Source organism: Nibricoccus aquaticus (assembly GCF_002310495.1).
Classification (GTDB): Bacteria; Verrucomicrobiota; Verrucomicrobiia; order Opitutales; family Opitutaceae; genus Nibricoccus; species Nibricoccus aquaticus.
Map to the genome: position 1 here is coordinate 2,164,142 of NZ_CP023344.1, position 20,639 is coordinate 2,184,780.

Sequence of the window (20,639 nt, forward strand, 5' to 3'; positions counted from 1 at the left end):
TTTCATCCGTAACTTTTCTTAACATGTCCAACACCGGCAAAATCGTCCAAGTCATCGGCCCCGTGGTCGACGTGCAGTTCGCCGAGAACTCGATCCCGCCTATCTATCAGGCGCTCACCGTCGACTTCACCGTCAGCGGTAAAAAGGAACACCTCACCCTCGAGATCCAGCAGCATCTCGGTGAAGGTGTCGCCCGCGCCATCGCGATGTCTTCCTCTGAAGGCCTCGTGCGCGGTATGAGCGTCCTCGATACCGGCGCGCCCATCTCGGTGCCCGTCGGCGAAGGCGTTCTCGGCCGCATCTTCGACGTCACCGGCAATCCCGTGGACGGCAAAGGCCCGGTCTCCTTCACCAAGAAGTACCCGATCCACCGCGCCGCACCCACGATCGCCGATCAAGACACGAAGGCCGAGATCCTCGAGACCGGCATCAAGGTTATCGATTTGATCTGCCCGTTCACCAAGGGTGGTAAAGCCGGAGCCTTCGGTGGCGCCGGCGTCGGCAAGACCGTCGTCATTCTCGAACTCATCAACAACATCGCCAAGGCCCACGGTGGATACTCCGTGTTCGCCGGCGTCGGTGAGCGTTCCCGTGAGGGTAACGACCTTTACCACGAAATGTCCGAAGCGGGCGTCATCGACCAGAAAGACCTCGGCAAGTCGAAGGTCGCGCTCGTGTACGGCCAGATGAACGAACCGCCAGGCGCTCGTATGCGCGTGGCCCTCTCGGCTCTCGCGATGACGGAATACTTCCGCGACGAGAAAAACCAGGACGTGCTTCTCTTCGTCGATAACATCTTCCGCTTCTCGCAAGCCGGCTCCGAAGTGTCCGCACTTCTCGGCCGCTCGCCGTCCGCGGTGGGTTACCAGCCAACGCTGTCGAACGAGATGGGCATCCTCCAGGAGCGCATCACCTCGACGAAGAAGGGCTCCATCACCTCCGTGCAGGCCGTTTACGTGCCCGCCGACGATTTGACCGACCCAGCTCCGGCTAACACCTTCGCGCACTTGGACTCGACGATCGTTCTCGAGCGTTCCATCGCCGAAAAGGGTATTTACCCAGCCGTCGATCCTCTCGCTTCCGTCTCGAAGGCTCTCGAGCCATCGATCGTCGGTGACGAGCACTACAAGGTCGCCCGCGAACTCCAGCGCGTTCTCCAACGCTACAAGGATCTCCAGGACATCATCGCGATTCTCGGTCTCGACGAACTCTCCCCAGAGGACAAGCAGACCGTTTTCCGCGCCCGCAAAGTGGAGCGCTTCTTCTCCCAGCCGTTCGCGGTTGCCGAAGTGTTCACAGGCGCGCCTGGCAAATATGTGCCCGTCAAAGAAACCGTTCGCGGCTTCAAGATGATCCTCTCCGGTGAGCTCGACCACATTGCAGAAGGCGACTTCTACATGAAGGGTGGCATCGACGAAGTCATCGCTGCCGCAGCCAAGAAGTAAGCTTCCTCCGCGATGCCTCTCACACTCGAAATCGTCACTCCCGAAGCCCGGGTTTACTCCGATGTCATCGAGACCGTCGTCATCCCGACGGTCGAAGGTGAAATCGGTATTCTCCCCGGCCACATCCCGCTGCTCACGCAGGTGGAAGCTGGAGAACTTCGCGTGTCCAAGAACGGCCGCACGGAGTACCTCGCAGTCGGCAACGGCTTCGCCCAGATCGACGGCGATAAAGTTTCCGTCCTCGCCGAAAGCGCGATCGACGAAGCCAAGATCGATGAAGATGCCGTGGCGAAAGCCCAGGCCCGCGCCGAAGAAGCCTTGCGCACTCGTGAGAGCATGGACCCCGCCGAAGTCGAGCGCCTCGAAGGCGTCGTCCGCTTCTCAATTGCCCAGCTCGGCGTGAAACGCCGTCGCAAGTAAGGGCTTCGTCCATAGCGAACAACTTCTCCAGTCTCCAAAGCGCGGTTTCCAACCGCGCTTTTTTCATGCGCGCTTCGGAGCGATTTTGGCTGATCAATAAAAAGCCGGCCTCAAAGAGGCCGGCTTTCATCAACGCGGCATTCCGCGCTCAGGATTGCTCAGGCAAACGAGTGATCGCTCCTTAGAAACGGATATTCAGCCCCGCAGAAATCACATGGGCCTTCGACTCTTCGAAGTCGACGTCCACGCCGAGAAGCTCGGTCTCGCCGCTGTCGATGTAGAGATAGCGATAGCCGATGTTGAGTGAGAGCTTCTCATTGAAGCGGATGTCCACGCCGACGTTCCCGGCGACAGTGAGCAGGACTTCCGCAGAGTCGTCTTTTTGAAATAAGCCAGGCCCGCTGACTTCGACTTCATAACTGGCCGCCGTGAACCCGAGCGAAGGACCGAAGAAAAAGCGGACTTTTGCGTCTGCGGGCTGCGCATAATAACGGTAGCTCGCGAGGATCGGTGCGTAAACTTCCTCGCCTTTGACGCGCTGTGCACCGATGCGATCGTCGAATTCCCATCCCGTCGCGCCAATCTCAGCGCTGAATTCGTGTTGTCCCGTCGGGCCAGTGGCCACGCCGGCGGAAACCCCGATGTAGCCCGCATCATCATAGCCGTCAGCCTCGGGTGCGACGTAGGCGATGGTAGGGCGGATGAAGGCGCTCGTGGCGGCATGCAGCGACGGTATGGCGGCTAGCGCGAGTGGCGCGAGGCACGTGATGACGAATGTACGGTTCATGTAGTGTGTTTGGTCGCCTCACCCTCGGCGCGAGCCGCTCCTGACTTGGCACAGGCGGAACACGAACTGGACGTGTTCCGGTGGGGTTACTCCCTTGAATTATCATGGTCGTGTGCAGCGCCTCGTTTCTGAGGCGACTTCATGCACGTGCGTGTACTGATTGCTGATGCACCCTCTCCGGTTCATGAGAACGGGAAGTCACTAACAACTCAGCCCCGGGGCAAGAAACTTTATTCATGGCTCCGCACCGCTGGCTGGCGCGGATGATGTGCCCGAAAAGTAACCGCGAGCTTCTGGTAATCGGACTTAATGGGCGACCAATGCCCGGTACAAACCGCGCAGATGGAAACCCATCTTGCGGAAGTCTCCGCTCGCCAGATCGCGCAGCACCGCGCGGCCGTTGAGGCTGAGCTGATGTTTGCGGGAGAGCGGCAGGTGAAGGATCATACTCCTCATTACGGATTCACGCGCCCATTGTTTTAGCGGACGCTCGGACATCGCCGCCTTATTACTTTTTCTTTCCGATACTGAGGAGGCTTGCGGGATTTTTGCAGCGCCACCTGCCGCGTTTATTCTCCGCAGTGGCGGCGGTAATCGTTGCACGAAAGTAGAGTCGATCCGTTGACTTTGAAACTCGGTCTCATCTCACTCTCGCTCACTCATTTTGCTCATGCAGACCTCCGTCGATCGCCATCGCCCGCAGCGGATGCGGCTCACCGAACTCCCGGTGGGCGCGACCGGCCGCGTGTGCGAACTGGCCGGGCAGGACGACATCTGTCAGCGCCTGCGCGAGATGGGGTTTTGCGAGTCGGCCGTGATCGAAAAAGTCTCCGGCCAGCGCACGCTGCTATGTCAGCTCTGCGGCACGCGCATCGCCCTCAGCGACCGCGCCGCCCAACACATCGTGGTCGAGCTCATCCGTGGCGCAGCGTGATCTGATTTTTTCAACGACTGCTTCATGTCCGCCTCGCAAATTCTTTCCCAACTTCCCGTCGGTTCCCTCGCCACCGTTCGCGATCTCCCCAAGCAAGGCACCGCCTTCCTCCGTCTCCGCGAGATGGGCCTGCTTCCGGGCACGTCGATCACCCTGATCCGCACCGCGCCGCTGGGCGATCCGATCGAGATCAAGGTCCGCGGCTACCACCTCACGCTGCGCAAGAGCGAAGCCGAGCACATCGTCGTCGAGCCTGCTACGGCGAAGTAAACTCCGCACTCCGATGGCTCCAGACTTCAAATCACCATCTCCGGCGCGCGCGCCGGTCTTTGCCCTCGTCGGTAACCCGAACTGCGGCAAAAGCACGCTCTTCAATGCGCTCACGGGACTGAAGCAGAAGGTAGGCAACTATCCCGGCGTCACCGTCGAGAAAAAGGTGGGCACCGCGTATTCGCAACACGGGCACGCGCTGACCCTGATCGATCTCCCCGGCACGTACTCGCTCGCCGCGCGCTCGCCCGACGAGGCCGTCACGCGCGATGTGCTCCTCGGCCGTCGCGCCGACACGCCCCAGCCCGACCGCATTCTCTGCATCGTCGATGCCACGAACCTGGAGCGTAATCTCTACCTCGTTCACCAGATCCTCGATCTCGGCCGCCCCGTGATCCTCGTGGTGAATATGATGGATCTCGCCGCTCAGGCGGGGCTCGAAATCCGCATCGGCCGCCTGGAGCAGGAGCTTGGCATTCCTGTGATCGCCTGCGAAGCCGCGCACGGCAAAGGCATCATCGAGCTCAAGCTCGCGATGAGCCGCCCCGATCTCCCGCTCTCGCGCCACGCGTGGGATGTGCCTGCGGCGATCTCATCGGCGGTGGCGGAGTTGCAGGCGTCGCTCGTCGCCAGCGATTTGAAGGCGCCGCTGATCGCCCGTGCCGAGGCGTTGCTGCTGCTCACGGATCAAGACGCGATGCGCGTTGCCGGTTCGACGCCGCTGAGCGCCCGCACCGCAGAGATCCTAAACGCCTGGAAGAAGCGCTGGGAAGCCGAGGGCACTGACTGGGCCGGTACGCTCGTGAACAGCCGCTACGATGTGATCACGCGGCTCTGCTCGGAACTCGTGCATCGGAAGAAAGCCGTGACGGGGCCGAGTGTGAGCGACCGCATCGATTCCTTCGTCACTCATCCAGTCTGGGGCTGGCTCGCTCTGGGCGGCGTGATGACGCTGCTGTTTCTCTCGATCTTCATTTTCGCCGAACATCCGATGAACTTCATCGACGGGCAGACGGCGGCGCTGGCCGACTGGGTGAAGGGATCGATGCCTGAGGGAGAGTTGCGCGATCTCATCACCGATGGCGCGATTGCCGGCGTCGGCGGCGTGGTGATTTTCCTCCCGCAGATCCTGATCCTATTCTTCTTCATTGGCCTGCTCGAAAGCACGGGCTACATGGCGCGTGCGGCGTTCATCATGGATCGCTTGATGGGGAGCGTCGGGCTCAACGGCAAAAGCTTCATCCCGCTGCTCAGTTCCTACGCGTGCGCGATTCCCGGCATCATGGCTACGCGCACGATCGAGGATAAGAAAGATCGCCTCGTCACGATCCTCATCGCGCCGTTGATGAGCTGTTCCGCGCGCCTGCCGGTTTACCTGCTCATGATCGCCGCGCTCATTCCCGGTGAAAGTGTGCCGCTGCTGACCAAAGTCGGCATCATGCTGCTCATGTACGCGCTCGGCACGTTTGGCGCGTTCGGCTTCGCATGGCTCTTCAAGCGCACGCTGCTCAAGGGGGAGCCCTCCATGATGATCATGGAGCTGCCGCCGTACCGACTGCCGAAGCTGCGCGACATCGCGCTGCAAATGCTGGAGCGCGGCTGGATGTTTTTGAAACGCGCCGGGACGATGATCCTCGGCATCTCCATCGTGCTGTGGTTCCTCGCGACTTATCCAAAAGCACCGGAGGGTACGCCGCCCGATCAGCAGATGGCGCACAGCTTCGCGGGCATGGCGGGTCACGCGATCGAGCCGGTGATAAAGCCGATCGGGTTTAATTGGGAGATCGGCATCGGCGTCATCAGCTCCCTCGCGGCGCGTGAAGTGTTCGTGAGCACGATGGGCATTGTTTTCAACGTCGAGGATGCGCAGGAAAACACCGAGCCACTGCGGGTGGCGTTGTTGTCGGCGAAGTGGCCCGACGGGCGGCCGCTGTTCACGCCGCTGGTGTGTTTCACGCTGATGATTTTCTATGTGTTCGCGATGCAGTGTCTGGCGACGCTCGCGGTGGTGAAGCGTGAGACGAATTCGTGGAAATGGCCCGCGTTCCAACTCTTCTACATGACGGGCACTGCGTGGGTGCTGTCGTTTATCGTCTATCAAGGAGGCCGCGCGCTGGGCTTCTGATCTGTGTGCGGCGTTTGCGCGCCGCGCGTTATCCGGGTTCTTTGCTGCCAGAAAAATGGCTCCTGAAATTCAAACTATCGCAGCACTGGCAGTCGTGGCCGTCACGGTCGCGTTGCTCGCGCGTTCGTTGCTGAAGAAAAAAAGTGCGCCCGGCTGCGGCGGTGGCTGTGGATGTCCGTCGGAGAAGATGAAGGCGGACCTCGTGGATAAACGCAGGGCTGGCGGCATGAGGTCTTGAGTCGCGGCGAGGTGCCGTGAAGGTTGCCGGGATGCCGAGAACACAATCGCCGCTGGAACGCATCGCTTCCTGGGCATTGATCGGCGTGGTGGCGGCGGTTCCGTGGATTGGCGGGGCGAAGACGCGAATGGAAAACGTCCTCTGGTATCCGGGCGTGGCGCTGTGCTCAGCGTTTTTTCTGATGTGTGTGGCGCGAGCGCGCGAATCCCGGAAGCCGCAGATCCCGCCGCTGGCTGCGGGGTGTGTGGGTGTGCTGCTCGCGTGTCTCGCCTGGTGGTGGGTGCAGCCCGAGCCCGGTTTCGCGACGGCGTTCGCGGAGGAGCATTGGGCGTTCATAGAGTCGTGGAATCCGGCGGGGCAGCTCCAGTTTCCGCGGGAGGAGCGGCTGTTTTTTGCGGGCAGTGTGTTGCTGGGCTTTTTGGCGGCGGTCGATCTGGGGCGTGACGGCCGTTTCCGTCGGAAAGTTTATTGGGTAATCGCGGTGAGCGGGCTGGCGGCTGCCGGGTATAGCGTGGGCCAGAAATGGCTCGGGTGGAGCGCGGTTCCCTGGTTGCTCACCTCGTACGGGCTGGACCGGTTTTCCGGTCCATTTTTCAACTACAGCGCATCGGCGGCTAGTGTGAACTTCGCGTGGCCGTGGCTGGTGTTTGGCGTGTGGGCGTCTCTCAAGAAACGTCTGCCGGTGATGATACTAACAGTGGCGGTGACAGTGGCTGCGCTGATGGCGTGGCCGGCGACCTCGGGGTGGGGTGTGGCGGGAATCCTTCTCACGGGCGGAGCTCTGTGGCAGTTGTGCGCGAAACGTTTCGGGCTCGGGCCGCGCTGGATTCTGGGGCTGTGCGCGGCGTTGTTTGCGGCGGCGTTTGTGTGGCAGGCGAGGGAGGTCTCGGCGTTGCGAGCGCGGTATTCCGACAGGTGGACAGGCGCGGAGGCGACGCGGATGAACGCGGCGGCCCGGGACGAGGCGTTTCGCGTCGCGGCGGCTAGTCGCGGGGATCACCTGGTGGATTCTCCCGCGCCGCCGCTTCCGTCGGTGTGGAACGCGGCGCTGCGCATGGCGGGCGATCATCCGCTCATCGGCGACGGCCCGGGCTCGTGGGTGCGTGAGTCGTCGCTGTATTCAAATGATCCGCTCGTGAACACGTTCTTCCACATGCGGCAGTTCGCGCACCACGATCTATTGCAGACGGCGGCGGAGTGGGGCGTTTTACCGGCGCTGGCGTGGAGCGCGTTGTGGGTTTTTGGTTTTTATCGGGCGGCGATTCGCAATGGGACGAGCGACGACGATCTCGCGTTGCTGCTGATGTTGATCGGCGTGGCGTTGCACAGCCTCGTGCATTTCCCGTTGCAGGTGCCGGCGCTGCAAACGTGGACGGCGGTGGCGCTCGGGTTTGCGTGGAGTCGCCGGCCGCGCGTGCGGAACGAAGCGGTTCCGGCGCAGGAAAATGCCTCGACTAACCGTCGTCGTGAAACGCTAGGCTGATGGGATCATGCCATCGAAACCCATTCCCGGCTCCAGTGGTGAAGTGCTGACGTGTCTGCCTTCGCCGTATGTGCCGCACGCGGCGACGGGGCTGCTGTATCTCCCGCGTTTCATCGCGAAGTGCCGCTACGTGAAAACGCATGGAGCGCTGCCCGCGAGCTATGCGAAGAATTACAAGCGCGGGCTCGACCGGTTTCTGAGTCTTCATCTTGGCGTGGACCCGGCGGCGGTTGAAAAGGCGGTGCATGAATCCGTTGATGATGCAGAACTCGACCGGCGGTTGCTGGAGATTTTTCCGAAGGATGTGCGCGCCGCGAAATGGAACCGCGACATCGTGCAAAAAGGCATGACGCAGGCGGGGCAGGAGTTCCTGCTCGAAGCGTTGACCAAGATGGGTTGCGCGGATCGCGCGGGGGAAATCCGCAGCGTGCCGGACTTGATCGATTTCGATGAAGGGCGGATCGAGTGAGCGGGAGCTGCGGTGCGAAACGCCGCGAATAAGCGGCGGTGTGAGAAGGTGAGGGGCGCGTTCGCCGATGGACTAATGGGGGGAAGTTTTTCCGTGACGCGCCGGACGAGACGGGGAAGAAGCGTTTGCAGCCGGTGCCAGTAGCGGACATTTCCGTCGGCATTGGCTGTTCTCCTCTCACGCATCTCACCTATGAAAACATCCCGTTTGTTTCGCCTCCTCGGTGGACTTTGTCTCGCCGTTTTGACCGCTGCCTCCACCGCCTTCGCCTTCGAGGGCAAGGTGGACATGACGCTCACGAATGGGCCCAAGGATAAAGACCCGATGGCCATGTCTTATCGCATGAAGGGCGAGAAGATGCGCATGGATTTCGGTGGCGCTGACTCGTCTTCGAAAAAGAAAAAGAAGAAGAACGACGCCGCTGGCGCGATGATCATGGATTTCAAAAAGAAGGAGATGACGATGCTCATCGACGAAGAGAAAATGTACATGGTGCGCGAGCTGCCCGAGCTGAAGCCGGAAGACACGAAGCGGAAAAAGGGCGACGAGGAGTTCAAGCCCACGGGCCGCAAGGAGAAGATCGCGGGCGTCGAGGCCGAGGAGTATGTCGGCAAGGCCGATGGCCGCATCGTCGAGGTGTGGGTTACCAAAGAGATGGGCCGCTATGTGAGCCAGCAAGGCGCTGAAGGCAAAGGCGGCTGGGAAGCTTTCATGGAGAAAGAAAATATGTTTCCGCTGCGCACGATCACGCGCAAGAAGGTCGGCGGCCCGGAAGAGTCGCGCATGGAAGTCACGGCGATTGACCGCTCGAAGCAGGATGGAAAACTTTTCGAGCCGCCGAGCGATTACACGAAGATGGAGATGCCCAACATGGGCGACATGCTCAAGGGGCTGATCCCTGGCCGCTGAGCGAAACGCTCGCGACGTTTTGGAATTTTTCGACGCGCGCTCTGCGAGATGCAGGCGCGCGTTTTTCGTGTCAGCGCTGTTCGATCCATTCGGGCGCGGAGTATTGCTCGATAAGTCCGTCGAGTTCGTGCTCGGCGAAATCGGGCCAGGGGGTTTCGGCGGCGGGAAGGGCGAGCGCGGCGGAAAGTTTTTCGATGAGCAGCGATTGAAACGCATCCCAATCGAGCGATGCCGTGAGAGTGGATCGGGCGAGCGAGCCTTGGAAAAGCAGGCCGTCTTTGGTGCGCTTTTGCGCGGCGCCAGCGACCTTCGCGCCGGTGAGCGTGTGGATGACGTCGTAGCGTTCGGGTCGGGTGAAGCAGACAGTGGGGCCGGAGGCGGCGGAGCAGGTTGCGCCGCCGGGGTTGTTGTCGGATGAGTCGGCGGGGTCGCAGGATTCTTTGAGTTCGACGGGCTGGCCGAGGGCGATGAGGGAGTCGGTGATGGCGGCGTGGATCGCGCGGTAGGAATGCGGCGCGGGTTGATCGTAGAGCGCGTGCGCGCGGGGGATGACGAGCGTGTAGGTCCAGTCGTCACGGTGATCGACGACGCCTCCGCCCGTGGGGCGGCGGCAGAGATCAGGAGCGATGTCGGCTGGGAGCTGCGAGCGGACGTAGGCGATTTTTTGCGAGTAACCGAACGTGAACGCTGGGCGATGCCAGTCGTAGTGGCGGAAGCGCGCGTGCGCCGCGCGCTCGGCGGGGTAGCGTTTGAGCAGGAGGAAATCCGTCGCCATGTTTTCGGCGGCGCCGCCGTGACGCTCGGGGAGGATGTCGAGTTGCATGGCGTGTGGAGCGGCGATCAGGCGCGTGAGGATTGCTGCGTGGAGGCGAGCCAGGTGCTCAGGTGCGGCGGGACGGTGAGCGTGGCGAGTTGTTGCGCGAAAGTTTGGACGGGCGTTTTCAAGAGCTGCGAGAGTGGGCGCAGATCGAGGGCGAGATTGGCCTGGCGGCTGGCGGCGGCTTTGGGGTTGGCGGCGCGGTCGGTGGGTTTGAGCGGCGCGGTGGACTCGGGGAGACGGAAATGGGTGCGTATCCGGATTCCTAGTTCGAGACGGGAGAGCAGTTCGGCGCCAGCCCAGTGAAAGACACCGGTGATCTCGGGGCGCGTGCAGAGTTCGAGCAGAGCGGCGGCGAGGTTTTGCGCGGTGCAGGTCTGGCGAAACTCATCCGTGTAGAGAATGGGCGTTTTGCTGGCGGCCCAGTCGGCTAGGAGGCGTTCGTGGAGGCTGCGTTTGCCAGCGGGGCTATTGCCCATGAGGAGCGGAGCGCGGACGGTGACAGCGAGTTTGGGTGCGGCGGCGTGGACGAGTTTTTCGCTGTCCACTTTTTGGCGCGCATAGGTGTTGATGGGCGCGACGGGATCGGTGACGGCGTAGGGCGGGCGGTCACCGGCGAAAACTTGTTCGGACGAGAGGTGGATGAAGCGCGCGCCGAGTTGTTGCGCGAGGCGCGCGGCGAGAGCGGGGAGTGCGACGTTGAGTTTTTGCGAGAGGGCGAGGTCGTCGTCGCATTTGGCCGGTTCGGAGATGGCGGCGGCGTTGATGATGGCGGCGGGTTTAGCCTGGAGGATCGATGCGGTGACGGCGGCTTCGTCGGTGAGATCGAGCGGGAGAAGTTCGTCCACGCCGGAGACTGGGCCGGGGAAATTACCGACGGTGCCGATGATGTGGTGGCCGGCGCGGGTGGCGGCTTCAGCGAACGCGCCGCCGACGAGACCGGAAGCGCCGAGGACGAAGAGTTTCATGGGAGAGGTTTGTGGGCGGAGGTTGAGACGCGGCAAAAGAAAAAGGCCGACGGGTGAGCGTCGGCCTTGGAGAAATCTAATCGGCGAAACGTCGCGCGAGCTTACTTCTTTTTGGAGAGGATGAGCTGCTCGAGTTTCACGATGTCGGCTGAGAAAAGGCGGATGCCTTCGGCGGTCTTTTCCGTGGCCATGGCATCTTCGTTGAGCGCGAAGCGGAAGGATTTTTCGTCGAAGGAAACCTTCTTGAGGTCGGCGCTGGCGGACTTGGCGGGATCGAGTTTGCGGACGACCGGATCGCTGGAGGCCTTGAGTTCGGCGAGGAGGGCGGGGGCGATGGTGAGGAGATCGCAGCCGGCGAGCTCGAGGATTTCGCCTTTGTTGCGGAAGGAGGCGCCCATGACCTCGGTCTTGTAGCCGAATTTTTTGTAGTAGGTGTAGATTTGGGTGACCGAGATCACGCCGGGGTCGGCGGCGCCGACGAAGTCTTTTCCAGCGGCTTTCTTGTGCCAGTCGAGGATGCGGCCGACGAAGGGGGAGATGAGCTTGATGTTGGCTTCGGCGCAGGCGACGGCCTGGGCGAAGGAGAAGAGGAGCGTCAGGTTACAGTTGATGCCTTCCTTCTGGAGCTGCTCGGCGGCTTTGATGCCTTCCCATGTGGAGGCGATCTTGATGAGGATGCGCTCTTTCTTGATGCCGGCTTTTTCGTAGAGGGCGATGACGTCGTGGGCCTTGGCGATGGTGGCCTGCGTGTCAAAAGAGAGGCGGGCGTCGACTTCGGAGGAGACGCGGCCGGGGACGATTTTGAGGATTTCGAGACCGAAGACCACGAGGAGGCGGTCGATGATCTGGCTGAGCGAAGCGGAGGCACCGGCTTCGGCGATGGCTTTGTCCACGAGGTGCGCGTACTCGGGCATCGCGGCGGCCTTGAGGATCAGGCTTGGGTTGGTGGTCGCGTCTTGAGGAGCGAATTCTTTCATGCTCACGAAGTCGCCGGTGTCGGCTACGACGGTCGTGAACGCTTTGAGTTGGTCGAGTTGGGTGGCCATAGAGAAAAATGAAAGCGGACACGTTACCGGGCGGAAGGAGGCGCGGGCAAATGGTTTTTCAGCCAGACGAGGGCGTCGGTTTCGTTGGAGAATGCGCCGTCGAGCTGGGCTTCGAAGGCGGCATCGAGGGTTTTCTTGAAGTCGGGACCGGGGGAGAGGCCGAGCGCGATCAAGTGACGACCGAGTAGAATCGGACGGGGAGCGGAGGAAGTGAGTGCGAGCGCGGTGGCGCGAGATTGGAGTTCGGCGATGCGGGCGAGTGTCTCGGGCGAGTGGAGCGGCGGGCGGCCGTCGTGGTCGGCGTGCATGACGATGCAGAGCTCGTCGATGGTGGCGGGGGCGAGTTTGCGGGCGAGGCGTCGGATGCGGCTGTCGGAGAAGTCGCCCTGACCGCTGTGATGCGCGAGATGGAGCACCACGAGCGGGCGGACGTGGGCGATGAGTTCCCGAGGTGCGCCGATACGCGTGAGAAATGAAGCCGCGAGCGGACCGCCAGCGGATTCGTGGCCGGGGCTGATCCATCGGAGCTGGCCGCGGCGGTCGGCGAAAGACGTCGTGGAGGGTTTTCCGAAATCGTGGGCGAGGACGGCGAAGAGGAGCTGGCGGCGGCGGTCGGCTGGGGCGTTTCTCCAGGCTTCGAGGCAGACGAGGGCGTCGCAGCAGTGTGCCGTGTGGGTGAATACATCGCCCTCGGGGTGCCACTCGGGATCTTGTTGTGTGCCGCGGAGCGCGGCGATTTCGGGGAAGTGGGCGAGCCAGCCGGTTTCTTCGAGCACGGCGAGGCCGCGTGAAGGGTGAGTGGATTTTTCGGCCCATTTGGCCCACTCGCCCCAGATGCGTTCGACCGGGAGCTCGTGGAAAGTGCCGGAAATAGAGCGGCAAAGCGCGACGGTTTCGGGCGCGAGTGTGAAATTGAAACGCGCGGCGAGTTGGAAGCCGCGGAGGACGCGCAGCGGATCTTCCGTGAAGGCAGCGCTGGTGTGGCGAAGCACGCGGGCGCGGAGGTCGTGTACGCCGTTGTGCGGATCGATCACGGTTTCGGCGAAGGGGTCGTAGGCGATGGCGTTGACGGTGAAATCGCGGCGCGCGGCAGCCTCGGCATCGGTGAGATTTGGCTCAGGCTCGACGGCAAAACCACGATGACCAGCGCCGGTTTTGGATTCGCGACGCGGGAGGCTGAAGTCGTATTCGGTTTCTGCGACGCGGAGTTTGATTACGCCGAAACTGCGCCCGACGACATCGGTGCTGCCGAAAGACGCGAGTGCCCGGTGAAGTTGTTCAAAAGTGACGCCGGGTACCTCGACGTCGAAGTCTTTTGGTTCAAGCCCCAGCAGCCAGTCGCGCACGCAGCCACCGACAAGGCGTGGACTGCCCATGGTGCGCAGGGCTCTTAAGGCGACGAGAAGAGGCTCGGGCAGTTGCATGTGATCGACCGCCGGGGAGCGCCCGCGATGAGGGGGATCAGATTTTTTTGTCAGCCGAATCAGATGACTGTTCACGGACAAGCAGGCAGCCCCAGCCTGCCAATAAAAAGAGACCGCCAAGGGGCGTGACCGGCCAAAGCCAGCGAGGGCCGCCCAAGGCCATGAGGTAGAGCGAGCCCGAGAAACAGCACGCACCGATGATCCACGAGAGCGCGGCGCGGTCATGCCAGCGTGCCGAGCGGCTAGCTGGAAGTGTGTTGATGGCAGCCAGCGCAAGCAGAGCCACTGCGTGGATCAGGTGATAATGAACCGCAGTCTCCCAATTGGTGAGGGTGCCTGCGGCTGAAAGCCGGGACTTCAGAGCGTGTGCTCCGAATGCGCCCAAGGCCAGGCCTGTAAGTCCTAAAATGCCCGCTGCTGCTTTCATCCTACCCATGAATATGATCGAAGATGTTTACACAATTTTGGAACCGCTCGGACAGTTTCCGGTCCGGTTTCAGAGCAGAAGGGTCGGTAAGTTAAGACTTGAATTTTACAAACCTATCTTTTCTGTGCGGAAGGCCGATTTTGTCGGCTGACCGAACAAACTACAGAACAACAACACTATGAAAAAGACTGCCATTCTCCTCGCGGCCATTGCCGCCGGTACTGGTTTGAATGCCCAAGATGTGAAGTCCTCGTACTCCGTGACGACCGACTTCACCTACGCTTCGGAATACGTATTCCGCGGCGTCGAAGTGGCTGGTAACTCCTTCCAGCCCTCGATCGAAGTTTCCGTGGACGATGCCTACGTCGGCCTGTGGACCAATAATCCTGTCACCGATAACGAGTCCAACGAGATCGATATCTACGGTGGCTATAAATACAAAGTTAACGATGCCCTCTCATTCGAGGCGGTCGGCACTTACTACTGGTACCCTGAGGCTACCGGTGGTGCTACCAAAGACTCGATCGAAGTTGGTCTCGGCGCTACCTACGTGTATCAAGGTATCTCCTCCAGCCTCTATTACTACTACGACTTCACCCTCGAAGCTGACACCATTCAGGCTTCCGTTGGCTACAGTGTTCCGCTCGAAGCGATCGGTTCCTCGGTTGATTTCAGCGTTTTCGCTGGTACGGCTGACGGTCGTGATTGGGCTCCAGACAGCGGTTCACGCGTGTTCGAGACCTACAACTATTACGGTTTCGACATCAGCGTTCCTTACAAGCTGAACGACAAAGCGGCCATTACCACCGGCATCCACTATGCTGCCAATGACGCTTACTTCGACGGCTCCGCTCCTGACAGCAATCTCTGGTTCACCGTCGGTCTGTCTGTTGGTTTCTAATCGCTCACGCGCTTAGAAAATATCTTCAAGACTTCCTATCTTCACCCGCTCCTCTTCACCGAGGAGCGGGTTTTTATTCATAGCCCAAATCTAAGGGTTGACAGAAGGTTTCCAAACCTTAGCTCTCGACCCCTTTTCCTTTCATGAAAACGTTCCTCGCCAAAAAAGAGACGGTACAACCCAAGTGGCATCTGATCGATGCTGAGGGTGTGGTGCTCGGTCGTCTCGCCGTTAAGGCCGCCAACATCATCCGTGGCCGCCACAAGGCTTCCTACACCCCGTCCGTCGATACCGGCGATTTCGTGGTCGTGATCAATGCCGACAAAGTTGTGCTCACCGGCAAAAAAGAAGAGCAGAATGAGTATATGTTTTTCTCCGGCTTCGTTGGTGGCGAAAGCTATCGTTCGCTGAAGCTCATGCGCGAGAAACACCCAGAGTTCATCATCACGCACGCGGTCAAGGGTATGCTCCCGAAGAACCGTATCGCTGCGAAGATGCTCACCAAGCTCCGCGTGTTCAAGGGCTTGGCCCACGATCACGAGGCTAACAATCCCGTCAAAGTTTCCGTCTAATCCTGCCCATGTGCGCTGATAAAGCTGTTTTCACTGGTACCGGTCGCCGTAAGACCGCCACCGCTCGCATCCGTATCGTCGAAGGCACGGGCAAGCTCGTCGTCAACGACCGCGAGTTCGAGAAATATTTCTCCCACGAGAATTTTGCCAAGCAGGCTTACGCTCCTCTCGTCACGGTTGAGATGCGCGAGAAAATCGACGTTGTCGCCAATGTCGACGGTGGCGGCGTCTCCGGCCAGGCCGGCGCAGTTGCCCATGGCATCGCCCGCGCTCTCCAGAAGCTCAATCCTGAGCTCCGCGCCGCTCTTAAGAAAGCCGGTCACCTCAAACGTGACCCGCGTGCCAAAGAGCGTAAGAAGCCCGGCCAGCCAGGTGCCCGCAAGCGCTTCCAGTTCTCGAAGCGCTAAGCCGAGACACCTCGAACGTTTTCAACAAACGAGCCGCCTTCTTACCGAGGCGGCTTTTTTGTCGTCACGCATTCGCTTCAAAAACCTTCTCGATTTCCTTCCGGTCCACTCTGAATTTTTCCTCCTATGAAAGTCGGTATCATCGGCGCGTCGGGCTACTCCGGCGAACTTCTGGTCAAACTGCTCCTCGCTCATCCGCACGTCACTCTGGCGGCGGTGACTTCGCGTTCCCAAGTGGGTAAGGCGCTCTCTCAGGTGATTCCCGCGCTGCGCGGCTTCGATAAGGGGCTGAAGTTCGTCGACTCCGATGCCGCTGCGCTCTCGAAGAGCGACATCGACCTATTCTTTCTCGCGCTGCCACACGGCGCGGCGGCTGAGTTCGCCAAGGTGCTTGTCGCTGCGGGCAAACGCGTGATCGATCTGAGCGCCGACTTCCGTATCGCCGATCTGGCGACGTACGAAAGATATTACGGCAAGCATCACGCGCCTGAGTTGTTGACCCAGGCGAGGTTCGTGTTGCCCGAGCTCACGCCGACTGGCTGGAAGAACGACGTGAAACTGGTGGCGGCGCCCGGCTGTTACCCGACGAGCATTCTGGTGCCGCTCGTGCCGCTGCTCAGTGCAGGAGTTGTTTCGCGCGAGCACATCGTGGCCAACTCCTACAGCGGAGTTAGTGGCGCGGGCAAAAAGGTCGATGAGATGTATCTCTACGTGGAGCGCGCCGAGAGCATCAAGGCGTACGGCCTCGTGAAGCACCGGCATCTCGCCGAGATCGAAGAGCAGATCGCGCTGCGCACGGGTACACCGGCGATCATTCAGTTTAACCCGCACCTCGCGCCCATGCGGCGGGGAATCGCCACGACGATCACCGTGCCCGCAGCCGCTGACGGGACCATCGAGTCGCTTTATGCTGCGTGGCACTCGGCCTACGCTGGGCGTTCGTTTGTGCAGGCGATTCCGAGCGGGGAAACGCCCGACACGGCGCACGTGGTCGGGACGAATCGCGTAGACATGTCTGCGGTGTTCGATCCGCGCACAAAGAACTTCGTGATCACCTCAGTCGTCGATAACGTCGTCAAAGGTGCCAGCGGCCAAGCGGTCCAGATCATGAATTTGTGGTTTGGGTTTTCTGAAACTGCGGGACTTGTCTGAGATCGTCGGTGTTCGCTCGAAACGAAAAAGGCCGGACTCAAAAGTCCGGCCTTTTTCGTTGGTGGGAATCTGTGCGACGTCAGCTCCGGTAGTCGGCGTTTTCGCTGACGTATTCATGCGTGAGGTCGCCGCCGAAGACCGTGCATTCGCCCGCGCCATTCGCGAGATCGACTTCGATTTCCACGCAGCGTTCGTGCGGCGGGAAATCGACTGGTGGCGCGAACACGCCGTCTTTTGTCGGAGCGCTGGCGTAGAGTTCGGCGCCTTTGAGGTGGGCGACGAGGGCGGTCTCTTTCGTGGGATCGAGACGGAACGCGCCGTTGGCGAAAATTTCGATGCCGCCGATGCGTGCGCTCAGGCGGGAGAGATCGAGGCCGGGGGCGTGCGCACCGACGTGTTTGCCGATGGCTTGGACGAGGCGGCCGACGTTCGGGTCGTTGCCCGCGACGGCGCATTTGAAGAGCGGCGCGTTGACGATGGCCTTGCCGAGCGCGCGGGAGATTTCGCGTGACGGCGCGCCTTTGACGTTCACGCGGATCACGTGGCGGACGCCTTCACCGTTACGCACGACATCTTCGGCAAGATCGCGGCAGACTTGGGTGAGCGCTTTTTCGAAAGCGGCTTTGTCTGAGCACGGAACCTTGCTCGAAGAGACGAGCGCGACGGTGTCGGAGGTGCTGGTGTCGCTGTCGATGCTGATGGTGTTGAAGCTCACATCGACGGCGCGCGCGAGCATGGTGCGCAGCTCGGCGCGCGGGATGGCGATGTCGGTGAGGATATACACGAGCATCGTCGCGAGGTTGGGCTCGATCATGCCGGCGCCTTTAGCGATGCCGACTATTGAGCCGCCGCCGAGGTCGGCGCGGCGGATTTTGGGATAGAGATCGGTCGTTACGATTCCCTCTGCGGCGGGGAGAATCGAACTCGCGGTCAATGACGCGGCAGCGGCGGGCAGGCCGTTGAGAATCGCATCCACGGGCAGCGTCCAGCCGATGACGCCAGTCGAGGACGGCAGTACCGAGGTCGGAGCGATGCCGAGGAGCGCGGCGGCTTTCGCGCAGATTTGTTCGGAGGCTTCGACGCCGCCGGGCGCGCAGACGTTGGAGATTTTATTGTTCACGATGATCGCGCCGAGGGCGGGTTCATCGAGGCGTTTGCGACCGACGATGATTGGCGCGCCGGGAAAGGCGTTGCGCGTGAACATCGCGGCGAAGTCCGGCGTCGGTTGATCGAGTGTGATCAACGTAAGCGTCATTTTCGCGGGCTTCGGCGCCTCGCGCGGCATGAACTCGAAGCGCGTCGTGCCTACACGGAAACCCGCAGGCAGGGAGGCCTGGCTGGCGAGCCAGGTTCGGTGAGCGTCGCGTGACGAGAAGGTGAGTTGTGTGCTTGGCACGAGTGAGAAGTGGGGCGAGCGGCCAGTCGTGTGAAGCCGATTTTCAGAGTCTCGCGTCACGCTCTCGTGACGTCCGGGTTTGGAAATGTTTTTATCGGGCCGAAATTTATATGGAAAAGCGCGGCGCAGGTGGATTAAGCATCTCACCACTTTAGATCACTTTGAGCGCTAAACATTCCTGTCTTTCTGTTTTTTCCGCGGCCGCGAGCCGCGTGCTTTGAACGCCGATGAACGTCGCTGAAGTTACCGCAAAGGCGAAGGTGCTGCTTGAGGCGCTTCCCTACATCCAAGATTTTCGTGGCTCCACGTTTGTCGTGAAGTACGGCGGCAGTTTCATGGATGATCCCGATCCGGCCGGCCGTCTGCGCGTGGCGCACGACATCGCGTTTCTCGCGGCGGTCGGCATCAACGTCGTCGTCGTTCACGGTGGCGGCAAAGCGATCACGAAGGCGATGGAGGTCTCCGGCCTGAAGGCGAATTTCGTCAACGGCATGCGCGTCACGGACGCCGCCACGATCGCGATCGTGAAGAAGACGCTCGATGAGATCGTGAACAAAGATGTTTGCGCAGCGATTTCCCAAGCCGACGCCAATCCGAAGGGTTTGCCCGGCGACAGCGTGCTCGTTTGCCAAAAGCTCACCACCGATGATGACGGCAATCCCGTCGATCTCGGTTTCGTTGGTGAAGTGACTGAGGTGAAGGCGAAGCTCATCAAAAAGGAAATCGCGGACGGTTTCGTGCCGGTGATTTCGCCGGTCGCCGAGGACAACGACGGCAAGCCGTACAATATCAACGCGGACGTCGCCGCTGGTCGTGTGGCGAGTGCGTTGCGGGCGCGGCGGCTCGTGTACATGAGCGATGTCCCCGGACTTCTCTCCGCACCGCCTGACCCGGCGTCGCTTATTTCCACGCTGAAGATCAGCCAGGTAGATGACCTCAAGAAGAAGGGCGTCATCGACAAAGGTATGCGGCCCAAAGTCGCCAGCGCGATCCGCGCGCTGCAAGACGGCGTGCAACGCGTCCACTTCATCGATGGGCGTCTGCCGCACAGCTTGTTGTTGGAGATCTTCACCGACAAGGGCACGGGCACCGAGATCGTCCACGGTTAAAACCGTGCGGCAGACTCAACGCGCATTTGCGCTGGGTGAGATTCGCCCCTTGGTTTTCGCCCTCCGAAAGCCGTTAGCTTTTTTGTGACTATGAACTCCCCGACCGCCCTCCGCACGAGCACCGCCGATCTTTACGACGCGCATGTGATGAAGAATTACGCGCGTGCTCCGCTCACGCTCGTGCGCGGACGTGGAGCGCTGGTCTGGGACGATCAGGGAAAACAGTTTCTCGATTTCACCTCGGGCATCGCGGTGAGCGCGCTCGGGCATTGTCATCCGCATTGGGTCGCGGCGGTGCAGCGGCAGGCGGGCGAGCTGATTCACACGAGTAATCTTTTTCGGAATCCGAATCAGGGCGAACTCGCGCGGCGGCTCATCGGCTACGCGGGGCCGGGTCGGGTATTTTTCTGCAACAGCGGCGCCGAGGCGAACGAAGCGCTCATCAAACTCGCGCGTCTGCACGGCGTGAAGAAATCCGGCGGTGAAGAGGGCAAATGCTACAAGGTGATCTGCGCGAAGAACGCGTTTCACGGCCGTACGTTTGGCGGCATGAGTGCGACGCCGCAGGCGAAAATCCAGAAGGGTTTTGCTCCACTCGTACCCGGTTTCTCGTTTGGCGAATTGAATAACCTCCAGAGTTTCGCCGATCTGATCGACGATCAGACGGCGGCGATTTTCGTCGAAACGATCCAGGGCGAAGGCGGCGTGAATGCTTGCACGCCTGAGTTCCTCGTTGGCCTCCGCAAGCTCTGCAACGAGCGCAATCTGCTGCTGCTCCTCGATGAAGTGCAGTGCGGCATCGGGCGCACGGGAAAATTTTATGCCTTCGAGTATGCGGGCGTGACGCCTGATGCGATTGGCATGGCTAAAGGTCTCGGTGGAGGGATGCCGATCGGCGCGGTCTGGGTGCGCGAAAATGCGGCGGAGCTTTTTCAGCCCGGCTCACATGGCACGACCTTCGGAGGCACGCCGCTCGCGTGTGCGGCGGCGCTGGCGGTGCTCGATGTGATCGAGAAGGAGCGGCTGCTCGAAAAAGTTTCGATCAACAGCACGACGTGGATCGGCGCGCTCAAGCAACTCGCGACGGAGTTCCCGGCGCAGCTGCTGGGCGTGCGCGGGCAGGGTTATCTCGTGGGCCTGCAGCTCGCGAGCGATCCGGCGCCGACGCTGGCCGCGCTGCGCGAGGCAGGGCTGCTTGCGCCGATGGCGGGTGGAAATGTGATCCGCTTGCTGCCGCCGCTCACGGCGACGCCGCAGGAGCTGGCGCAATCGGTGGAGATTCTCCGCAAGGTTTTCGCGGCGAAGTCGGTGGCCTGATTTGTTTCAAATAGTCGCTCGCG

Annotated in this window: 23 protein-coding genes; 15 read left to right on the forward strand and 8 right to left on the reverse strand. The window is 61.1% G+C overall.

Translation table 11 applies throughout. From position 1 onward, the window contains the following. Nucleotides 1–23: 23 nt before the first annotated feature. Nucleotides 24–1,445, forward strand: coding sequence for a F0F1 ATP synthase subunit beta (gene atpD / locus CMV30_RS08745; RefSeq protein ID WP_096055660.1), 1,422 nt, complete (start codon nt 24–26; stop codon nt 1,443–1,445). Between the two features lie 12 nt (nt 1,446–1,457). Further along, complete coding sequence (atpC, locus tag CMV30_RS08750) at nt 1,458–1,865, forward strand: ATP synthase F1 subunit epsilon (protein ID WP_096055661.1); 408 nt, start codon at nt 1,458–1,460, stop codon at nt 1,863–1,865. A gap of 181 nt (nt 1,866–2,046) precedes the next feature. On the opposite strand, the gene CMV30_RS08755 is transcribed toward atpC, so the two are convergent. Both CMV30_RS08755 and CMV30_RS20050 read right to left on the reverse strand, forming a co-directional pair. Beyond that, the gene (locus CMV30_RS08755) at nt 2,047–2,652 is read right to left on the reverse strand and encodes an outer membrane beta-barrel protein (RefSeq protein WP_096055662.1); all 606 of its coding nucleotides are present in this window, start codon (nt 2,650–2,652) and stop codon (nt 2,047–2,049) included. 306 nt (nt 2,653–2,958) lie between these two features. After that, nucleotides 2,959–3,099, reverse strand: coding sequence for a hypothetical protein (locus CMV30_RS20050; RefSeq protein ID WP_217494483.1), 141 nt, complete (start codon nt 3,097–3,099; stop codon nt 2,959–2,961). Between the two features lie 223 nt (nt 3,100–3,322). Here CMV30_RS20050 and CMV30_RS08760 point away from each other — a divergent pair, with 223 nt between their 5' ends. The 7 genes from CMV30_RS08760 to CMV30_RS08790 all read left to right on the forward strand — a co-directional run bounded on the left by CMV30_RS08760 (nt 3,323) and on the right by CMV30_RS08790 (nt 9,080). Continuing rightward, nucleotides 3,323–3,586, forward strand: coding sequence for a FeoA family protein (locus tag CMV30_RS08760; RefSeq protein WP_096055663.1), 264 nt, complete (start codon nt 3,323–3,325; stop codon nt 3,584–3,586). Nucleotides 3,587–3,610: 24 nt separating this feature from the next. Beyond that, nucleotides 3,611–3,856: a FeoA family protein gene (locus tag CMV30_RS08765; protein ID WP_096055664.1), complete on the forward strand. Its 246-nt coding sequence runs from the start codon at nt 3,611–3,613 to the stop codon at nt 3,854–3,856. A gap of 13 nt (nt 3,857–3,869) precedes the next feature. Continuing rightward, nucleotides 3,870–5,981 carry a ferrous iron transport protein B gene (gene feoB / locus CMV30_RS08770; RefSeq protein WP_096055665.1) on the forward strand — a complete coding sequence of 704 codons (2,112 nt, stop codon included), beginning with the start codon at nt 3,870–3,872 and terminating at the stop codon, nt 5,979–5,981. Nucleotides 5,982–6,036: 55 nt separating this feature from the next. Continuing rightward, on the forward strand, nt 6,037–6,219 hold the full coding sequence (locus CMV30_RS20905; protein WP_096055666.1) for a FeoB-associated Cys-rich membrane protein: 183 nt from the start codon (nt 6,037–6,039) through the stop codon (nt 6,217–6,219). A gap of 31 nt (nt 6,220–6,250) precedes the next feature. Then, nucleotides 6,251–7,702, forward strand: coding sequence for an O-antigen ligase family protein (locus CMV30_RS08780; RefSeq protein ID WP_138223204.1), 1,452 nt, complete (start codon nt 6,251–6,253; stop codon nt 7,700–7,702). Between the two features lie 7 nt (nt 7,703–7,709). Continuing rightward, on the forward strand, nt 7,710–8,171 hold the full coding sequence (locus tag CMV30_RS08785; RefSeq protein WP_096055668.1) for a DUF5069 domain-containing protein: 462 nt from the start codon (nt 7,710–7,712) through the stop codon (nt 8,169–8,171). Nucleotides 8,172–8,363: 192 nt separating this feature from the next. After that, nucleotides 8,364–9,080 (forward strand): DUF4412 domain-containing protein, encoded by a 717-nt coding sequence (locus CMV30_RS08790; protein WP_096055669.1) that lies wholly within the window; start codon nt 8,364–8,366, stop codon nt 9,078–9,080. 70 nt (nt 9,081–9,150) lie between these two features. Here the strand turns inward: CMV30_RS08790 and CMV30_RS08795 are convergent, their stop codons facing one another. The 5 genes from CMV30_RS08795 to CMV30_RS08815 form a co-directional block, all read right to left on the reverse strand. Beyond that, nucleotides 9,151–9,903: a lipoyl protein ligase domain-containing protein gene (locus CMV30_RS08795; RefSeq protein WP_096055670.1), complete on the reverse strand. Its 753-nt coding sequence runs from the start codon at nt 9,901–9,903 to the stop codon at nt 9,151–9,153. Between the two features lie 17 nt (nt 9,904–9,920). After that, nucleotides 9,921–10,865: an SDR family oxidoreductase gene (locus tag CMV30_RS08800; protein ID WP_096055671.1), complete on the reverse strand. Its 945-nt coding sequence runs from the start codon at nt 10,863–10,865 to the stop codon at nt 9,921–9,923. A gap of 101 nt (nt 10,866–10,966) precedes the next feature. Beyond that, nucleotides 10,967–11,911, reverse strand: coding sequence for a transaldolase (gene tal, locus CMV30_RS08805; protein WP_096055672.1), 945 nt, complete (start codon nt 11,909–11,911; stop codon nt 10,967–10,969). A gap of 23 nt (nt 11,912–11,934) precedes the next feature. Further along, nucleotides 11,935–13,287 carry a CCA tRNA nucleotidyltransferase gene (locus CMV30_RS08810; RefSeq protein WP_245844443.1) on the reverse strand — a complete coding sequence of 451 codons (1,353 nt, stop codon included), beginning with the start codon at nt 13,285–13,287 and terminating at the stop codon, nt 11,935–11,937. An 85-nt stretch (nt 13,288–13,372) separates the two neighbouring features. Then, nucleotides 13,373–13,762 (reverse strand): DUF423 domain-containing protein, encoded by a 390-nt coding sequence (locus CMV30_RS08815; protein WP_217494484.1) that lies wholly within the window; start codon nt 13,760–13,762, stop codon nt 13,373–13,375. A gap of 178 nt (nt 13,763–13,940) precedes the next feature. On the opposite strand from CMV30_RS08815, the gene CMV30_RS08820 reads away from it, so the two are divergent. The 4 genes from CMV30_RS08820 (at nt 13,941) to argC (ending at nt 16,794) form a co-directional block, all read left to right on the forward strand. Further along, the gene (locus tag CMV30_RS08820; protein ID WP_096055675.1) at nt 13,941–14,663 is read left to right on the forward strand and encodes a TorF family putative porin; all 723 of its coding nucleotides are present in this window, start codon (nt 13,941–13,943) and stop codon (nt 14,661–14,663) included. Nucleotides 14,664–14,806: 143 nt separating this feature from the next. Further along, nucleotides 14,807–15,235, forward strand: coding sequence for a 50S ribosomal protein L13 (rplM, locus tag CMV30_RS08825; RefSeq protein WP_096055676.1), 429 nt, complete (start codon nt 14,807–14,809; stop codon nt 15,233–15,235). Nucleotides 15,236–15,243: 8 nt separating this feature from the next. Continuing rightward, nucleotides 15,244–15,642, forward strand: a complete 399-nt coding sequence (gene rpsI, locus CMV30_RS08830) for a 30S ribosomal protein S9 (RefSeq protein ID WP_096055677.1) — start codon at nt 15,244–15,246, stop codon at nt 15,640–15,642. A 126-nt stretch (nt 15,643–15,768) separates the two neighbouring features. Continuing rightward, nucleotides 15,769–16,794 carry an N-acetyl-gamma-glutamyl-phosphate reductase gene (gene argC / locus CMV30_RS08835; protein ID WP_096055678.1) on the forward strand — a complete coding sequence of 342 codons (1,026 nt, stop codon included), beginning with the start codon at nt 15,769–15,771 and terminating at the stop codon, nt 16,792–16,794. A gap of 79 nt (nt 16,795–16,873) precedes the next feature. Here argC and CMV30_RS08840 read toward each other — a convergent pair whose 3' ends face one another. Then, nucleotides 16,874–18,190, reverse strand: coding sequence for a bifunctional ornithine acetyltransferase/N-acetylglutamate synthase (locus CMV30_RS08840; RefSeq protein ID WP_096055679.1), 1,317 nt, complete (start codon nt 18,188–18,190; stop codon nt 16,874–16,876). A gap of 227 nt (nt 18,191–18,417) precedes the next feature. On the opposite strand from CMV30_RS08840, the gene argB reads away from it, so the two are divergent. Together argB and CMV30_RS08850 are read left to right on the forward strand one after the other, a co-directional pair. Continuing rightward, on the forward strand, nt 18,418–19,299 hold the full coding sequence (gene argB, locus CMV30_RS08845) for an acetylglutamate kinase (RefSeq protein WP_096055680.1): 882 nt from the start codon (nt 18,418–18,420) through the stop codon (nt 19,297–19,299). Between the two features lie 90 nt (nt 19,300–19,389). After that, the gene (locus tag CMV30_RS08850; protein WP_096055681.1) at nt 19,390–20,616 is read left to right on the forward strand and encodes an aspartate aminotransferase family protein; all 1,227 of its coding nucleotides are present in this window, start codon (nt 19,390–19,392) and stop codon (nt 20,614–20,616) included. The last annotated feature ends 23 nt before the right edge of the window (nt 20,617–20,639 follow it).

What these genes read in the sequence shown, in the direction of transcription:
- atpD (WP_096055660.1), top strand. Translation starts at nt 24, where the DNA reads ATGTCCAACACCGGCAAAATCGTCCAAGTCATCGGCCCCGTGGTCGAC.
- atpC (WP_096055661.1), top strand. Translation starts at nt 1,458, where the DNA reads ATGCCTCTCACACTCGAAATCGTCACTCCCGAAGCCCGGGTTTACTCC.
- CMV30_RS08755 (WP_096055662.1), bottom strand. Translation starts at nt 2,652, where the DNA reads ATGAACCGTACATTCGTCATCACGTGCCTCGCGCCACTCGCGCTAGCC.
- CMV30_RS20050 (WP_217494483.1), bottom strand. Translation starts at nt 3,099, where the DNA reads ATGATCCTTCACCTGCCGCTCTCCCGCAAACATCAGCTCAGCCTCAAC.
- CMV30_RS08760 (WP_096055663.1), top strand. Translation starts at nt 3,323, where the DNA reads ATGCAGACCTCCGTCGATCGCCATCGCCCGCAGCGGATGCGGCTCACC.
- CMV30_RS08765 (WP_096055664.1), top strand. Translation starts at nt 3,611, where the DNA reads ATGTCCGCCTCGCAAATTCTTTCCCAACTTCCCGTCGGTTCCCTCGCC.
- feoB (WP_096055665.1), top strand. Translation starts at nt 3,870, where the DNA reads ATGGCTCCAGACTTCAAATCACCATCTCCGGCGCGCGCGCCGGTCTTT.
- CMV30_RS20905 (WP_096055666.1), top strand. Translation starts at nt 6,037, where the DNA reads ATGGCTCCTGAAATTCAAACTATCGCAGCACTGGCAGTCGTGGCCGTC.
- CMV30_RS08780 (WP_138223204.1), top strand. Translation starts at nt 6,251, where the DNA reads ATGCCGAGAACACAATCGCCGCTGGAACGCATCGCTTCCTGGGCATTG.
- CMV30_RS08785 (WP_096055668.1), top strand. Translation starts at nt 7,710, where the DNA reads ATGCCATCGAAACCCATTCCCGGCTCCAGTGGTGAAGTGCTGACGTGT.
- CMV30_RS08790 (WP_096055669.1), top strand. Translation starts at nt 8,364, where the DNA reads ATGAAAACATCCCGTTTGTTTCGCCTCCTCGGTGGACTTTGTCTCGCC.
- CMV30_RS08795 (WP_096055670.1), bottom strand. Translation starts at nt 9,903, where the DNA reads ATGCAACTCGACATCCTCCCCGAGCGTCACGGCGGCGCCGCCGAAAAC.
- CMV30_RS08800 (WP_096055671.1), bottom strand. Translation starts at nt 10,865, where the DNA reads ATGAAACTCTTCGTCCTCGGCGCTTCCGGTCTCGTCGGCGGCGCGTTC.
- tal (WP_096055672.1), bottom strand. Translation starts at nt 11,911, where the DNA reads ATGGCCACCCAACTCGACCAACTCAAAGCGTTCACGACCGTCGTAGCC.
- CMV30_RS08810 (WP_245844443.1), bottom strand. Translation starts at nt 13,287, where the DNA reads ATGGGCAGTCCACGCCTTGTCGGTGGCTGCGTGCGCGACTGGCTGCTG.
- CMV30_RS08815 (WP_217494484.1), bottom strand. Translation starts at nt 13,762, where the DNA reads ATGAAAGCAGCAGCGGGCATTTTAGGACTTACAGGCCTGGCCTTGGGC.
- CMV30_RS08820 (WP_096055675.1), top strand. Translation starts at nt 13,941, where the DNA reads ATGAAAAAGACTGCCATTCTCCTCGCGGCCATTGCCGCCGGTACTGGT.
- rplM (WP_096055676.1), top strand. Translation starts at nt 14,807, where the DNA reads ATGAAAACGTTCCTCGCCAAAAAAGAGACGGTACAACCCAAGTGGCAT.
- rpsI (WP_096055677.1), top strand. Translation starts at nt 15,244, where the DNA reads ATGTGCGCTGATAAAGCTGTTTTCACTGGTACCGGTCGCCGTAAGACC.
- argC (WP_096055678.1), top strand. Translation starts at nt 15,769, where the DNA reads ATGAAAGTCGGTATCATCGGCGCGTCGGGCTACTCCGGCGAACTTCTG.
- argB (WP_096055680.1), top strand. Translation starts at nt 18,418, where the DNA reads ATGAACGTCGCTGAAGTTACCGCAAAGGCGAAGGTGCTGCTTGAGGCG.
- CMV30_RS08850 (WP_096055681.1), top strand. Translation starts at nt 19,390, where the DNA reads ATGAACTCCCCGACCGCCCTCCGCACGAGCACCGCCGATCTTTACGAC.